Annotated in this window: 13 protein-coding genes; 8 read left to right on the forward strand and 5 right to left on the reverse strand. The window is 69.6% G+C overall.

Annotated elements, in window-relative coordinates:
• Positions 1-26: 26 nt before the first annotated feature.
• Both AC2W7K_RS04020 and modA read left to right on the forward strand, forming a co-directional pair.
• Positions 27-1,703 carry an amidase gene (locus AC2W7K_RS04020; RefSeq protein WP_376870325.1) on the forward strand — a complete coding sequence of 559 codons (1,677 nt, stop codon included), beginning with the start codon at positions 27-29 and terminating at the stop codon, positions 1,701-1,703.
• 90 nt (positions 1,704-1,793) lie between these two features.
• Positions 1,794-2,564 carry a molybdate ABC transporter substrate-binding protein gene (modA, locus tag AC2W7K_RS04025; protein WP_198499830.1) on the forward strand — a complete coding sequence of 257 codons (771 nt, stop codon included), beginning with the start codon at positions 1,794-1,796 and terminating at the stop codon, positions 2,562-2,564.
• A 268-nt stretch (positions 2,565-2,832) separates the two neighbouring features.
• Here modA and fbaA read toward each other — a convergent pair whose 3' ends face one another.
• Positions 2,833-3,855 carry a class II fructose-bisphosphate aldolase gene (gene fbaA / locus AC2W7K_RS04030; RefSeq protein ID WP_198499831.1) on the reverse strand — a complete coding sequence of 341 codons (1,023 nt, stop codon included), beginning with the start codon at positions 3,853-3,855 and terminating at the stop codon, positions 2,833-2,835.
• Between the two features lie 752 nt (positions 3,856-4,607).
• Positions 4,608-6,734 (reverse strand): BCCT family transporter, encoded by a 2,127-nt coding sequence (locus AC2W7K_RS04035; protein WP_232623737.1) that lies wholly within the window; start codon positions 6,732-6,734, stop codon positions 4,608-4,610.
• Positions 6,735-6,855: 121 nt separating this feature from the next.
• Here AC2W7K_RS04035 and AC2W7K_RS04040 point away from each other — a divergent pair, with 121 nt between their 5' ends.
• Complete coding sequence (locus AC2W7K_RS04040) at positions 6,856-8,175, forward strand: MFS transporter (RefSeq protein WP_198499832.1); 1,320 nt, start codon at positions 6,856-6,858, stop codon at positions 8,173-8,175.
• 88 nt (positions 8,176-8,263) lie between these two features.
• Here AC2W7K_RS04040 and AC2W7K_RS04045 read toward each other — a convergent pair whose 3' ends face one another.
• Together AC2W7K_RS04045 and AC2W7K_RS04050 are read right to left on the reverse strand one after the other, a co-directional pair.
• Entirely contained in the window at positions 8,264-8,752 is a 489-nt protein-coding gene (locus AC2W7K_RS04045) for an SRPBCC family protein (RefSeq protein ID WP_198499833.1), read from the reverse strand.
• 26 nt (positions 8,753-8,778) lie between these two features.
• A complete protein-coding gene (locus AC2W7K_RS04050; protein WP_198499834.1) occupies positions 8,779-9,147 on the reverse strand; it encodes an ArsR/SmtB family transcription factor in 369 nt (122 codons plus the stop codon).
• A gap of 296 nt (positions 9,148-9,443) precedes the next feature.
• On the opposite strand from AC2W7K_RS04050, the gene AC2W7K_RS04055 reads away from it, so the two are divergent.
• The 4 genes from AC2W7K_RS04055 to AC2W7K_RS04070 all read left to right on the forward strand — a co-directional run bounded on the left by AC2W7K_RS04055 (position 9,444) and on the right by AC2W7K_RS04070 (position 12,941).
• Complete coding sequence (locus tag AC2W7K_RS04055; RefSeq protein ID WP_486005769.1) at positions 9,444-10,244, forward strand: TetR/AcrR family transcriptional regulator; 801 nt, start codon at positions 9,444-9,446, stop codon at positions 10,242-10,244.
• Between the two features lie 74 nt (positions 10,245-10,318).
• The gene (locus tag AC2W7K_RS04060) at positions 10,319-11,191 is read left to right on the forward strand and encodes an ABC transporter ATP-binding protein (RefSeq protein ID WP_232623871.1); all 873 of its coding nucleotides are present in this window, start codon (positions 10,319-10,321) and stop codon (positions 11,189-11,191) included.
• On the forward strand, positions 11,191-12,690 hold the full coding sequence (locus AC2W7K_RS04065) for an ABC transporter permease (RefSeq protein ID WP_486005770.1): 1,500 nt from the start codon (positions 11,191-11,193) through the stop codon (positions 12,688-12,690). The genes AC2W7K_RS04060 and AC2W7K_RS04065 overlap by 1 nt, the downstream gene beginning before the upstream one ends.
• A 23-nt stretch (positions 12,691-12,713) precedes the next feature.
• Entirely contained in the window at positions 12,714-12,941 is a 228-nt protein-coding gene (locus AC2W7K_RS04070) for a hypothetical protein (RefSeq protein WP_486005771.1), read from the forward strand.
• A gap of 101 nt (positions 12,942-13,042) precedes the next feature.
• Here AC2W7K_RS04070 and AC2W7K_RS04075 read toward each other — a convergent pair whose 3' ends face one another.
• Positions 13,043-13,243: a LuxR C-terminal-related transcriptional regulator gene (locus tag AC2W7K_RS04075; RefSeq protein ID WP_486005787.1), complete on the reverse strand. Its 201-nt coding sequence runs from the start codon at positions 13,241-13,243 to the stop codon at positions 13,043-13,045.
• Positions 13,244-13,427: 184 nt separating this feature from the next.
• Here AC2W7K_RS04075 and AC2W7K_RS04080 point away from each other — a divergent pair, with 184 nt between their 5' ends.
• A complete protein-coding gene (locus tag AC2W7K_RS04080) occupies positions 13,428-14,066 on the forward strand; it encodes a hypothetical protein (RefSeq protein ID WP_486005772.1) in 639 nt (212 codons plus the stop codon).
• Positions 14,067-14,091 lie beyond the last annotated feature (25 nt).

Raw genomic sequence — 14,091 nt, forward strand, 5'->3', positions numbered from 1 at the left:
CATCGCCATTGAGACCGGGAGCAATGATGACCCCAGTGCCGCCGACCATCACGATCGCCGAACTCCGCGCACAGCTGACTGCGGGCGCGATCTCCGCCGCAGAGCTGCTGGATGTCCACCTCGCCCGCATCGCGGCCGATCCCGCCCTCAATGCCGTCGTCGTCGACAACCCGGCGGCCCATGCCGCGGCCGCGGAGTCCGACCGCAGGCTCGCCGACGGCACAGCCCGCCCTCTCGAGGGAATCCCCTTCACCGTCAAGGACTCGTTCATGGTCGCCGGCCTCACGGTCGCCGCAGGATCCCCGGCGTTCGCCGACCTCGAAGCCCGGTGGGATGCGTTCTCAGTCGCGCGCCTCCGCGCGGCGGGCGCGGTGCTCATCGGCAAGACGACGATGCCGCCGCTCGCCGACGGGGGCATGCAGCGCGGTCTCTACGGGCGTGCGGAGAGCCCCTTCAACCGGGACTTCCTCGCCGCCGCCTACGCCTCAGGGTCGTCGAACGGCTCGGGCGTCGCCGTGGCCGCCTCACTCTGCCAGTTCGGCCTCGGGGAGGAGACCGTGTCGTCGGGCCGCAGCCCCGCCTCGAACAACGGCATCGTCGCCTACACCCCCTCGCGCGGACTCATCTCCCTGCGCGGGAACTGGCCGCTGTTCCCCACTCGCGACGTCGTCGTCCCGCACACGAAGTCCGTCACCGACCTCCTCGAGGTGCTCAACGTCCTCGTCGCCGACGATCCCGAGACGCGCGGGGACTTCTGGCGACTCCAGACCGCCGTCCCGCTGCCGCGACCGAGCGAGTGGCGCCCCGCGGACTTCCGGGCCATCGGCCGGCCCGGCATGCTCGCCGGGGCGCGGCTCGCGGCCCCTCGCCGCTACCTCGGCGCGGATTCCCTCATCGAGGTCCACCCCGACGTGCGCGCCCTGTGGGAGGACACGCGGGCGCGTCTCGAAGCGGCAGGGGCGACGGTCGTCGAGACCGATTTCCCACTCATCGACGAGTACGAGGGCACGAGTCCGACCCATGAGAGGCTCGCCGAGGCGGCCGACCTCCCCCGCGGCTGGATGGAGCACGAATTCACCACCCTGCCCGCCTTCGGCTGGGACGACTTCCTCCGCGCGAACGGGGATCCGGCACTGGACAGCCTCGTCAAGGCCGACCCCGCCCTGCTCTTCCCGCTGCCGGCCGGTACGCTGCCCGATCGCTATCCGGAGGTCGCCGACAACCTCAATCGCTACGACGACATCGTCGCCGTCGCCCGCGCCCACCCCTCCGGCATCGACGTCACTGCGATCCCCGGGTTCGCCGAGGCGCTCGGGGAGCTCGAGGACCTCCGCGTCCGGCTGCTCGAGGACTGGCTCGACGATGAGGGCTTCGACGCCGTCGTCTTCCCCGCGAACGCGGACGTCGGAGGTGCCGACGCCGATCGCGATCCCGCCTCGGCTGACCTCGCGTGGCGCAACGGAACGCACTACTCGAACGGCAACCTCGCGCTGCGCCATCTCGGGGTGCCCACGGTGACGACGTCGATGGGAACGATGGCGTCGACGGGGATGCCGGTTGGCGTCACGTTCGCCGGCGCCGCCTACACGGATGCGACGCTGCTCGGCCTGGCATGGGACTTCGAGCGGGTGCGGGGTCCGCGCCCGCTGCCGCCGATCGACGAGCACTGGGAGTTCGCCGCCGGAACCGAGCCGACCGCCTGAGTTCCGGAGTTTCGGAAAACCTTTTCCATTTCTATCTCAAATGCTGACGTGTCTGTGTGTTTTCTCCGCATGTGCGGATAGATTGACCCAATGAAGAAGAGACTGATTGCCATGTGCACTGCCGCACTGCTCACCCTCAGCGCCTGCTCGACCGGGGCCTCCGGGTCCGACTCGCAGACCGACTCCGCAGAGCCGACGACGCTCACCGTCTTCGCCGCCGCCTCGCTGACCGAGGTCTTCGACGAGATCGCCGCCGAGTACAAGAAGGCGGAGCCCAACGTCGATGTGACGTTCTCCTTCGCCGGCTCCTCCGATCTCGTCTCGCAGATCACCGAAGGTGCGCCCGCCGATGTCATCGCCACCGCGGATGAGAAGACGATGAACGATCTCGAGAGCGCCGAGCTCCTCGCCGGGACGCCGGAGATCTTCGCGTCGAACACGCTCACGCTCGCCGTGGCCCCCGGCAATCCGAAGAACATCGCGAGCTCGCAGGACTTCGCCGGCAACGACCTCGTCGTCTGCGCACCCCAGGTCCCCTGCGGTGCGGCCACGCAGAAGTGGGCGGATCAGAACGGCGTGACGCTCGATCCCGCCAGTGAGGAGAACTCGGTCACCGACGTCCTCGGCAAGGTGAGCGCGGGTCAGGCCGACGCCGGCATCGTCTACGTCACCGATGTCGCCCGCTCCGACGGTTCGGTCGACCAGGTCGACCTCGACGGTGCGGACAAGGTCGTCAACCAGTACCCCGCGGCCACGGTGAAGGCGAGTGAGAACCAGGAGCAGGCCGACGCCTTCGTCAGGTTCCTCACGTCGGACACGGCTGTCGCGATGCTCAAGGATGCCGGCTTCTCGACCCCGTAGGCCGGTGGCACCCCGGGCCACGCGCACCGCTCGCCTCCCGGCGCGCCGGCTCCCGGCACGCCACCTCCAGCACACCGCTCCCCCAGCACACCGAAGGGCCCCGCTTCGCACAATGACGAAGCGAGGCCCTTCGGTCTGTTGCGGCTAGCGCGTGTGCCGCGGCTGGCGCAGCAGGCGGTCACTCGCGCGATCACTCGACCGCTGAATCGCCGTTGCCCGGCTCCAGCGCCCGGCGCTCAGCGCCGCGCGGGCCCGGCGCCGGGTGTCATCACTTGGCGCTCGTGCCCGCCGAGCCGAGGTTCTCGCACGCTTCGACGACGCGCGCGGCCATGCCCGCCTCGGCGGCCTTGCCGTACGACCGGGGATCGTATTCCTTCTTGTTGCCGACCTCGCCGTCGATCTTGAGCACGCCGTCGTAGTGGCGGAACATGTGATCGGCGACGGGACGGGTGAACGCGTACTGGGTGTCGGTGTCGACGTTCATCTTCACGACTCCGTGGCGGACCGCCTCGGCGATCTCCTCTGCACTCGATCCCGAGCCGCCGTGGAAGACGAGGTCGAAGGGCTTGTCCTTGCCGACCTCCTTGCCGACGGCGGCCTGGATCTCGCCGAGGAGCTCGGGACGGAGCTTGACGTTGCCGGGCTTGTAGACGCCGTGGACGTTGCCGAAGGTGAGCGCCGTGAGGTAGCGGCCCTTCTCCCCCGAGCCGAGCGCGCGCACCGTGGCCAGACCGTCCTCGACGGTGGTGTAGAGCTGCTCGTTGATCTCGTTCTCGACGCCGTCCTCTTCGCCGCCGACGACGCCGACCTCGATCTCGAGGATGACATTGGCGGCCGCCGCCAGGCCGAGCAGCTCCTCGGCGAGGGTGAGGTTCTCATCGAGCGGCACGGCCGATCCGTCCCACATGTGCGACTGGAAGTAGGGCTGGCCACCCGACTTGACGCGTTCGGTCGAGGCTTCGAGGAGGGGCTTGACCCAGGCTTCGACGGCGTCCTTGGGGGCGTGGTCGGTGTGGAGGGCGATGTTGACGTCGTAGCTCTTGGCGACTTCGTTGGCGAACGCGGAGAACGCTATCGCCCCGCGCACGCGGTCCTTGATCGTCGGGCCGGAGATGTACTCCGCACCGCCGGTCGAGAGCTGGATGATGCCGTCGGATCCCGCCTCGGCGAATCCGCGGATCGCCGCGTTGATCGTCTGCGAGGACGTGCAGTTGATCGCCGGATAGGCGAATCCCTGGGCCTTCGCCCGGTCGATCATCTCGGCGTACACATCGGGGCTGGCAATGGGCATGTGGGCTCCTTGGTCGGTCCGGTGGCGGTCGTGTGCCTCCACCCTACTCGGTTCTCCCCAGGCGACTGAAGCACATCCGCCGACCTGCTCGCCGTAGGTCGTGCCCGCCCCCGACCGCCCGATCGCGTCGAGTGGCTCGCCGCCGTGTGGCGCCGGGCGGCTCGCCCCGCATTCGCGCCGGGCGACCGGCCCCCGCAGTGTGCCGAGCACGTTTGCGCAGTTGAAGCTGAGATGGCCAGTTCCCGTATTGGCCATCTCAGGCTCAACTGGCGCAAACCGGAGTGGAGGCCGGCATCGTGGTCGAGCTCCGCGGGTTACCGGCGCCCGCGGGCCGACGCGGGACGCCTCCTGGCGGTCGGGCGCCCGTCGTCGGCAGACCGTCGTCTCCGCGGAAGCTTCCGCTGCAGCTCACCCTGGTTTCCAGGGCTCACGTCATGACATGAGCCGCCGAAACCAGGGTGAGCCCCACCAGGACCCTCGCCGAGGCGGTCGCCGGGTCGTCCGACTCCTGCCGGTTTCGGATCGTTCGCGCAGACGAGAACGGCGGCCATGTGAGGAATCCACATGGCCGCCGCTGCGGTCCGGTGACCGGGCCGAGGCATCTCGGCAGAACACCGTGTCCGGTGGAGGGCCGAGCCGTTTCGCGCCGGAAGCCCAGCCACTCAACCGGACGCCGAACCCGATGACAGGCCCCGACCACTCAGTCGAGTGCCGGGCCCCGCCGCTCGGGGGTCGGTTCCCGAAACCGGGTTCTACTCGAGGCCGTCGCGTCCGGACTGGTCGCGTTCGGAGCCGTCCCGACCAGGACTGTCCTTGCGCAGGCTGAACTTCCGCCCGGTGTCCTTGCCGGACCCGCCGTCACGTGCCCCACCAGAGCGTGCCCCGCCGTCACGTGCCCCACCAGAGCGCGCCCCACCGGAGCGCGGGTCGTCCTTGCGGACGACCTTCTCGTCCTTGCGCACGACCTTCTCGCGCTGACGCTCGATGAGCCCCTTGCTGCGGGTGATCTGGTAGTCGATGCGCTCATCGACGATGTCGCCGAGGTACTCGTCGAAGTCATCGGCGAGGTGCTCGCCGACGGCCCGGTAGGCCGCCGCGCGCTCGATCGCCGCGGTGCGCTTCGCTTCCTTCCCGAACGCCTTGAGCGTCGAGATGCACACGAGGATGAGGATGATGCTGAACGGCAGCGCTGTGATCAGCGACCCCGCTTGCAGCGCGGTGAGTCCACCGGCGGTGAGCAGCGCGATCGCGAGCGCACCCTCGAGCAGCGCCCAGAGCACACGCGACCAGATCGGCGGGTTCGGGTGACCGCCGGAGGCGAGCATGTCGACGACGAGCGAACCGGAGTCCGAGGACGTGATGAAGAAGATCGCCACGAGGATGATCGCGATGACCGAGAGGATCGAGCCCAGCGGCAGATCGCCGAGGACGTCGAAGAGCACACGCTCGGCGACAACGCCCTCCTCCGGGTCGACGAGGTCACCGGCACCGAAGAGCTGGCGGAAGATGCCGGTGCCGCCCATGACGGAGAACCAGAAGAACCCGACGAGCGAGGGCACGAGGAGGACGCCGGCGATGAACTCGCGCACGGTGCGACCACGCGAGATGCGGGCGATGAAGACACCGACGAACGGCGCCCACGAGATCCACCAGCCCCAGTAGAAGAGGGTCCACGACGCGTTCCACTCGGCACCCTCCTCACCGGTGTAGGCGCCGATGTCGAAGGTCATGCCGAGCACGTTGGCGAGGTAGACGCCGAGGGATTCGACGAAGTTCTGGAAGAGGAAGAGCGTGGGTCCGAACACGAGCACGGTGACGAGCAGGACGCCCGCCATCGTCAGGTTGATGTTCGACAGCCACTTGATGCCCGCGCCCACACCGGAGACCACCGAGGTGGTGGCGAGCAGCGTGATGATGACGATGAGGATGATGAGGAAGAGGTTGTCGTACTCACCGACGACGCCGATGTGCGCGAGTCCCGCCGAGATCTGCTGCACGCCGAGGCCGAGCGAGGTCGCGATGCCGAAGACGGTGCCGAAGATCGCGATGACGTCGATCGTGTCACCGGCCCAGCCCTTGACGTAGCGGCCGAGCAGCGGTTCGAGCGCCCAGCGGATCGACAGCGGGCGACCGCGGCGGTGGATCGCGTAGGCGAGCGCCATGCCGAGCACGGCGTAGAGCGCCCACGGGTGCAGACCCCAGTGGACGAAGGTCTGAGCCATGCCCAGCTGGGCGTTCTCGACCTCGTTGCCGCCCCATCCGGGCTTCGGTCCGGTCGTGGCGTAGGTGAGCGGTTCGGCGACACCGTAGAAGACGAGGCCGATGCCCATGCCGGCGGCGAAGAGCATGGCGAACCAGGAGAGGACGCCGAATTCGGGTTCGTCCTCATCCTTGCCGAGCTTGATCCGGCCGTACTTCGAGACGCCGACGAAGATCGCGAAGGCGACGAAGGCGCCGACGACGAGCATGTAGTACCAGCCGAGGTCGGCGACGATCCAGGCCTGGATGTCGAGGATGACCTGCCCCGCGCTGTCGGGGAAGAGCACCGAGAGCCCGGCGACGGCGACGATGACGATGAGGGCGGGCCAGAAGACGCGCGGGGCGATCATGCCCCGGCCGATCTTCACGCCCTGGCGGCGCAGCTTCTCCGTGATCGCGTCGTCGGAGTCGTCCTCGCCGATGTGGAGTCGATCGGGCAGGTGGAGCCGCACCGGATCGGGGGCTCCGAAGAGGTAGTGAGCCTGCTCTTCGGGCGGGATCGCGGTGCCCTGGGAGTCCGCGCCGGGCGCCGCCTCCGCGTCGTGACGGGCGGTTTCGGCACCGTCTCCGCCTGGCGGATCCCCCGCCGCTGTGGCTTTGTCCGCTTGAGAATCAGTCATGATTTCCTTCGCATCGAGTGCACTTAACCGACTTTCTACCTTGCCGGAATCCTGAGGGAACATCAACCGAACTCTCACCCAATGAACAATCTCGGACCTGGGAATTCAGTACAGTGACGTCATGCACTCACCTCCGCGAACCCCTGTCAGCTCGCGCATCGGCGTCTTCAGCTGGGCGCTGTGGGACTGGGGTTCGGCGTCGTTCAATGCCGTCATCATCACATTCGTCTTCACCCCGTACCTGACGAAGGCGGTGGCGAGCAGCGAGGAGTCCGGCTCCGCGGCGCTCGGCTGGTCGATGGCCGCCGCCGGACTCGTCATCGCCCTCGTCGCCCCGGCCGTCGGCACCCGCGCCGATGCCGGCGGGCGGCACAAGCTCTGGCTCGGCGTCCACACGGGAATCGTCATCGTGACGATGGCCGGTCTCTTCTTCGTCCGCGACTCCCCCGCCTATCTGTGGCTGGGTCTGCTCCTCATCGCCGTGGGCAGCGTCTTCTTCGAATTCGCCGAGGTGGCCTACAACGGCATCATGGTCCGCATCACGACCCCCGACAACGTCGGCAAGGTCTCCGGCTTCGGCTGGGGCATGGGCTATGCGGGAGGGCTCGTGCTCCTCGTCCTCCTCCTCGTCCTCGTCATCCAGCCCGAGGTCGGCCTCTTCGGCGCCACCGACGAGGACGGCCTGCGCTTCCGCATCGTCGCAGTGCTCTCGGCCGTGTGGTTCGCGGTCTTCGCGATCCCGGTCCTCGTCACCGCCCCGGGCGCGAAGGTCACGGGCACCTCGGGCGGCCATCCGATCAGGGCGTTCATCGCCGACTACGCATCCCTCGTCCGCCGCCTCGTGCGGATGTGGAAGCACGAGCATCAGACGCTGCGCTTCTTCATCGCCTCGGCGATCTTCCGCGACGGGCTCGCCGCGATCTTCGCGTTCGCCGGGGTGCTCGCGGCCGGCAGCTACGGCTTCTCGGCCACGCAGATCATCATCCTCGGCGTCGCGGCGAACATTGCGGCCGGCGCCGGAGCGATGATCGCCGGGCTCTTCGACGACCGCTTCGGCCCCAAACCCGTGATCATCACCGGGCTCATCGTCATCATCGCCGGCGGAGTGCCGATCCTTCTCACCGACGACCCGGCCGTGTTCTGGGTGTGCGCGCTCGTCCTCAGCTTCTGCGTCGGCCCCGTCCAGGCCTCGTCGCGGTCGTTCCTCGCCCGCCTCACCCCGCCCGAGCGCGCCGGCGAGAACTTCGGCCTCTACGCGACGACCGGCCGGGCCGTGAGCTTCCTCGGCCCGGCGATGTTCGCGCTCTTCATCTCCCTGCTCGGATATCAGCGTGCGGGCACGCTCGGCATCATCATCGTCCTCATCATCGGCCTCGCCCTCATCATCGCGGTGAAGTCGGACGCGCCGCAGCGGTCGATGGCGGCGATGGCGAAGGAGTGAGTCCCGCCGAGGCGGCTGCCCGTTCCGCACCCGACCGCACCGAGGCGGCTGCCCGTTCCGTACCCGTCCCCGCCGAGGCGGGAGGTCGTCAGCGTTCGGCGAGGAGGTCGTCGATCTGCCCGATCGCCGCCGTGGCACCCTCGACGACACCCATCTCGAGGACCGTCTTCAGGCCTTCGGCGGTGTCGAAGACCGAGGTGTAGACGGCCTTCGTGCCGTCGCCGTCGGCGGTGAACGTGTAGGTGTTCGCGCTGCCGGGCAGGGACTGCGCGATGTCGAAGTTCTCATCGGCGAAGTAGTCGCGGAAGGAGAAGCTCACGGGCGCGTCGACGGCGGTGACCTCCCAGAGGCCGTAGTACTTCTCCCCCTCGGGTCCGGTCATGTAGTAGGTGACCCGACCGCCGGGGACGAGGTCGTGGTCGACGACGGTGGCCGGATGCGTCGGCGGTCCCCACACCTTCTCGAGCTGCCGGGGATCGGCGTAGACTTCCCAGACCCTCTCTGGCGGGGCGGCGAACTGCGCGACCATCGTCAGGGTCTTCGTGTCCTCGTTGTGGCTGGTCTCCGTCACCGGCATGACTGCTCCTTCGTCATTGAATCCGTTTATCCCTCCGCGCCCGGGCGGGGCAGAGGCGTCGTGTCCGCGTCGTCGGCGGCGAGCAGGGCATCGATGCGCTCGACGCGGTCCCGCCATTGGAGTTCGAGATCGCCGAGGAGGTCGCGCACGGTGCGGATCGCGCCGACATCGGCCCGGGTGACCTGGCGACGTCCGCTGCGCTCCTTCGTCACGAGACCCGCCCGCTCGAGCACGGCGACGTGCTTCTGCACGGCGGCGAAGCTCATGTCGTAGTCCTCGGCGAGTTCGGACACGGACAGTCCGTCGACGAGGACACGGCGGACGATGTCGCGCCGCGTCCGATCCGCCAACGCCTGGAACATCGCGTCGACATCGTCGTCGAGTCGGGCTGTCATGCCCACATCCTACAACCGAACGGTTGTACGTCAAGGGGTGTGCGCGCACCGCATCGCTCGATCACCCCGCAAACGATGCCCCCGAGGTGGATCCGGCTCGATTTCAGCGGAATCATCGAGCCGGATCCACCTCGCGGAGGGCGGCGCGGCTGCCCGGCGACCAGGCGCAGCCCGTCGACAGCGGCCCGCCGACGCCCCTCTCCGGAGGCGGACCCGACCGCCGGGCTCACCGCGCTGCAGAAAAATTCACCGTCACCCTGTTGACGCCTCGATTGAACACGCGTTTAATATTGAACATGCGTTCAACCACTCCGCGGGACGAGCCCTCCCGCTCCCCCAACTCCTCACCCGAGACGGCTGAGAGGATCCTCGACGCCGCGGTCGGCGAGTTCGCCGCCCACGGCTTCGCGAAGGCGACCGTGCGCGGCATCGCCGCCGCCGCCGGCGTCTCCCCGGGCCTCGTCATCCACCATTTCGGGTCGAAGGAGGGACTGCGCACCGCGTGCGACGACCACGTCTTCGATCTCATCACCGAGAAGAAGGTCGAGAACGCCGGGTACGCGGTCATGGCCGTGCAGATGATGTTCGACGATCCGGCGATGTCGACGGCCGTCGACTACCTGCTCAAGTCGCTGCTCGATCCGAGTGAGCACGGGCAGCGGTACTTCGACCACTACGTCGACCTCGTCGAGTCCTACATCGTCGAGGGCTTCGCCGGCTACGAATTCCGGCAGAGCGAGGACACCCGCGGGCAGGCCGCGATGCTCGCCGTCATGGCTCTGGCCCCGGCGATGCTCAGCCGGCGCCTCGAGGCGAACCTCGGCACCGCGGAAGTCGCCTCGACGATGACGCGGCTCGCCCCGCACCTGCTCGACCTCTACTGGAACGGGGTGCTCGCCTCGGCGCCGGAGCAGAGTCCCGCCCCACCGGGCACCGCACAGGCAGGCACCGACGCGGCGCACGACGGGGCACCGGAAACCCCGCCGGGCACCGCCCCACCGACCGGCACCGCCCCACCGACCGACGACACGCCACCTGAGGCCCCACCCCATACCAGCACCACTTCATCACGCACCCAGGGAGATGACGCATCATGACCGCTGACACGAGCACCGTAGACACGAGCACTGCACACGAGACCACGACCTCGACCGCCTCGGCGGCCATCGAGATGACCGACGTCGTCAAGACCTACGGTCGCGTCCGCGCCCTCGACGGGCTCACCCTCTCCGTCGCCCGCGGGGAGGTCCACGGCTTCCTCGGACCCAACGGCGCGGGCAAGTCGACGACGATCCGGATCCTCCTGGGGATCCTTCGCTCGGATGCGGGACGGATCAGCCTCCTCGGCGACAATCCGTGGTCGCATGCGGTGTCCCTGCACCGGCGGCTCGCCTACGTTCCCGGCGACGTCGAACTGTGGCCGGGGCTGACCGGAGGCGAGGCGATCGACCTGTTCTCCCGGCTGCGCGGCGGGGTCGACACGGCCAAGCGCGACGAGCTCATCGAGCGCTTCGACCTAGACCCGCGGAAGAAGGGACGGACGTACTCGAAGGGCAACCGGCAGAAGGTCGCGCTCATCTCCGCACTCGCCTCGAACGTCGAGCTGCTCCTCCTCGACGAGCCGACGGCCGGGCTCGATCCGCTCATGGAAGCCGTCTTCCAGGAGTGCATCCGCGAGGCGAAGGACCAGGGGCGCACGGTGCTGCTCTCGAGCCACATCCTCGCGCAGGTCGAAGCGCTCGCCGATCGGGTCTCGATCATCCGCGCCGGCAGGATCGTCGAGACCGGGGCGCTCGCCGACCTGCGCCACCTCTCACGGACGACGGTGACCGTCCAGGTCGAAAAGGACATCCCCGAGCTCACGACGATGACCGGGGTCCACGACCTCGTCCGCGAAGGACCGCAGCTGCACTTCAGCGCCGACACCGCGCAGCTGCCGGGGATCATGCGGGCCCTGGGCGACCACGACATCCGGTCGCTGACGGCCACGCCGCCCACCCTCGAACAGCTCCTGCTGCGCCACTACGGATCGGAGAACCGGTGATGAACACGCACACGGCGACAACGGCCCGGACCCGCGACGGCGACACCCGCCTGCTCACCTCGGCGCCTCCCGGCACCCACGGCAGGCATGCGGCAGCAGAGGGACACCGGGACCACCCGGCCCACCGGGCCGAGCGGGGCACGAATCTCACCGGGCTCGGCACCCTGTTGCGCTTCATGCTCCGCCGTGACCGCTGGCGCCTGCCGCTGTGGGTGCTCGGCCTCTCGGCGATGGCCGCGTACTTCTCGAACGCGATCGCCCTCGTCCTCGACGGCAGCTCGCTCGAGGCGATGACGGTCTTCGCGAAGAACCCCGTCATGGGCCTCATCACGGGACCCGGTTACGGCTTCGACGACATCACCGTGCCCCGCTTCATCGTCGGGATGTACGGCGTCTTCCTCATGCTCGGGGCCGCGCTCATGTCGATCCTCACGATCTCCCGCCACACCCGCAGCGAGGAGCAGACCGGCCGGGCCGAACTCGTCCGCGCCGACGTCACCGGACGCCACACGCAGCTCATCGCCGCGCTTGTCCTCACGCTGGGGATGAACGTCCTCGTCGCCCTCGGCACGACGCTCGCATTCTTCTACTCCGAGGCCGCACCCCGCCCGTTCTCCTCCGCCCTGCTCTTCGGGGCGAGCATCGGCGCGGTCGGCTGGGTGTTCGCCGGGGTCGCCGCGGTGACCGCGCAGCTCTCCGCGTTCGCACGCGCCTGCTCGGGCATCGCCGGGGCGATCCTCGCGGTGTTCTTCATCGTCCGCGGGCTCGGCGACATGTCCGCCGTCCAGGGCGGGGACCTCGACTGGCTGTCGTGGCTGTCCCCGCTGGGCTGGGCGCAGCAGACGGCGCCGTTCACGCTCGACCGCTGGTGGCCGCTGCTGCTCGGCGTCGGCCTGCTCTTCGTCCTCGTCCCGGTCGCCCTCGTCCTCCAGTCGCAGCGCGACCTCGCCGCAGGCATCCTGCCCGATCGACTCGGTCGCCCGACCGCCTCGGCGGCCCTGTCCTCCCCGTTCGCCCTCGCCCTGCGCCTCCAGCGCTCGAGCCTGCTCTGGTGGTCGCTCGGCGTCCTCATCATGGGCGTCGTCTTCGGCTCGTTCACCTCGGCGATGGCCGACGGCGCGGACGGCATGCCGCCGGAGATCCTGGCAATCATGGGCGGAGCCGACGGCATCGTCGACGGCTACCTCGGGTTCATGGGCCTCTACTTCGCGATCATCGTCGCCGTCTTCGCGCTCATCTCCGCCGGCGGCCTGCGGGCCGAGGAGCAGGGGTTCCGCACCGAGCCCGTGCTCGCCACCGGGGTCAGCCGGCCGGGCTGGATGCTCGCGTGGGCGAGCGTGTCGTTTCTCGGCGCGCTCCTGCTCATGGCGCTCGGCGGCTTCGGCGAGGGCTTCGGGGCGGCGGCTCGACCGGCGACTGGGATCTGCTCGGTCCCACCTTCGTCGGCCACCTCGCGCAGACCCCGGCGATCTGGGCGCTGCTCGGCATCGCCTTCCTGACCTACGGCATCGTCCCGCGGGCCATGGGCATCGGGTGGATCGTCTTCGCCGCCTCCGCGGTCCTCGCGTTCTTCGGCACGATGCTCCAGCTCGACGAGGCGATCCTCGACCTGTCCGTGTTCGTCCACATCGGGCAGTACCCGTCGGTCGACCTCGAACCGGCGGCGATCGCGTGGCTGACCGCGGGAGGTGTCGTCCTCACCCTCATCGGTGCGCTGGGCTTCCGCCGCCGCAACCTCATCACCGCATGATTCCCCTCGCCGAGGCGTGACGTCGTCACAGCCTGACGACGTCCCGCCTCGGCGGGCTGTCTCCGCGCGACCTTGGTGCGCGACCGCGGCGCGCGCGGCGGTCACGGCGGGAGGAAGCCGAGCGCCCCAGCCCGGGTGATCGCCTCGGCGCGGCCGGAGACGCCGAACTTGCGGTAGAGGGCCGAGAGCCGGTTCTTCACCGTCCCCGGCACCTGGTGGAGCTCCGCGGAGATCTGGGCGATCGAGCGGTCGGTGGCGAGGAGATCGAGCAGGTGGGCTTCGGCCTTGCTCAGCTGCGGCATCGACACCTCGGACACCGACACGGCACCGACCTCGCGCAGCCGCGTGAGGAGCTGGGCGCGCCCGGTGTCGGCGAACGCTCGGAACACCGGCTCCCACGCCGGGTCGCCGGCGCTGAGGTCGAGGAGTCGGGCGCGGTCGGTCCGGGGCAGCCAGGCCAACGGCAGCAGGGAGCTGACGAGCGCGGTGAGCCGAGGCCGTGCGGAACTCGTCGCGCGCCTCGGCGTCGCGGCCCAGCCGAGCCTGCGCCGCCGCGCGGATCGCGGCGAGCTCGGCTCGCCCGGTGGGGGTGAGCATCGGGTGGTAGAACCACGCCTCGACCTGGGCGATCGCGGATTCGCTGCGCCCGGCGACGAGTTCGACGCGCACGCTGCCGACGACGCGGGCGGCGGAGTCCGGCGACATCTGCTCGAGTTCGACCTCGGCCCACCGCAGCTGACCGAGCGCGGTGAAGACGGCGCTGCGACTGCCGGACACGAGGTCGCGGCTGAGCCGGGGCAGCGTGGCGGCGCGGTCGTCGAGGTCGTCGTGGGCGACGTCGTCGTTGGCGATGATGAGGTCGGCTGGGGTGCGGGCGGCGAGCACGGCCAGGCGCCGACCGATGACGGGGATCCAGATCCGCAGGCCCATCCCGTCCGGTGCCCGGTCGACGTCGGCGAGGCAGTCCGCGGCGAGGTCGAGGTCGAGGCGGTCGAGGGCGCGCAGGGCCGTGGCGATGCGCCACGGCGAGCGCACGACGTCGTCGACGAGGGTCGGCCGCGGCGCCGTCCGGGCCAGTCGCGCCAGCAGCGCGTCGGTGCGCTCGTGGTCCCCGGCGACCGCTGAGGCCAGCGCCGACCAGGCGACGGCG

This window comes from Brevibacterium sp. LAARM2_SD2, assembly GCF_057364785.1.

Excerpts from the sequence above, each read along its gene's own strand:
- AC2W7K_RS04020 (WP_376870325.1), top strand. The coding sequence starts at position 27 with ATGACCCCAGTGCCGCCGACCATCACGATCGCCGAACTCCGCGCACAG.
- modA (WP_198499830.1), top strand. The coding sequence starts at position 1,794 with ATGAAGAAGAGACTGATTGCCATGTGCACTGCCGCACTGCTCACCCTC.
- fbaA (WP_198499831.1), bottom strand. The coding sequence starts at position 3,855 with ATGCCCATTGCCAGCCCCGATGTGTACGCCGAGATGATCGACCGGGCG.
- AC2W7K_RS04035 (WP_232623737.1), bottom strand. The coding sequence starts at position 6,734 with ATGACTGATTCTCAAGCGGACAAAGCCACAGCGGCGGGGGATCCGCCA.
- AC2W7K_RS04040 (WP_198499832.1), top strand. The coding sequence starts at position 6,856 with ATGCACTCACCTCCGCGAACCCCTGTCAGCTCGCGCATCGGCGTCTTC.
- AC2W7K_RS04045 (WP_198499833.1), bottom strand. The coding sequence starts at position 8,752 with ATGCCGGTGACGGAGACCAGCCACAACGAGGACACGAAGACCCTGACG.
- AC2W7K_RS04050 (WP_198499834.1), bottom strand. The coding sequence starts at position 9,147 with ATGACAGCCCGACTCGACGACGATGTCGACGCGATGTTCCAGGCGTTG.
- AC2W7K_RS04055 (WP_486005769.1), top strand. The coding sequence starts at position 9,444 with ATGCGTTCAACCACTCCGCGGGACGAGCCCTCCCGCTCCCCCAACTCC.
- AC2W7K_RS04060 (WP_232623871.1), top strand. The coding sequence starts at position 10,319 with ATGACCGACGTCGTCAAGACCTACGGTCGCGTCCGCGCCCTCGACGGG.
- AC2W7K_RS04065 (WP_486005770.1), top strand. The coding sequence starts at position 11,191 with ATGAACACGCACACGGCGACAACGGCCCGGACCCGCGACGGCGACACC.
- AC2W7K_RS04070 (WP_486005771.1), top strand. The coding sequence starts at position 12,714 with ATGGGCATCGGGTGGATCGTCTTCGCCGCCTCCGCGGTCCTCGCGTTC.
- AC2W7K_RS04075 (WP_486005787.1), bottom strand. The coding sequence starts at position 13,243 with ATGCCGCAGCTGAGCAAGGCCGAAGCCCACCTGCTCGATCTCCTCGCC.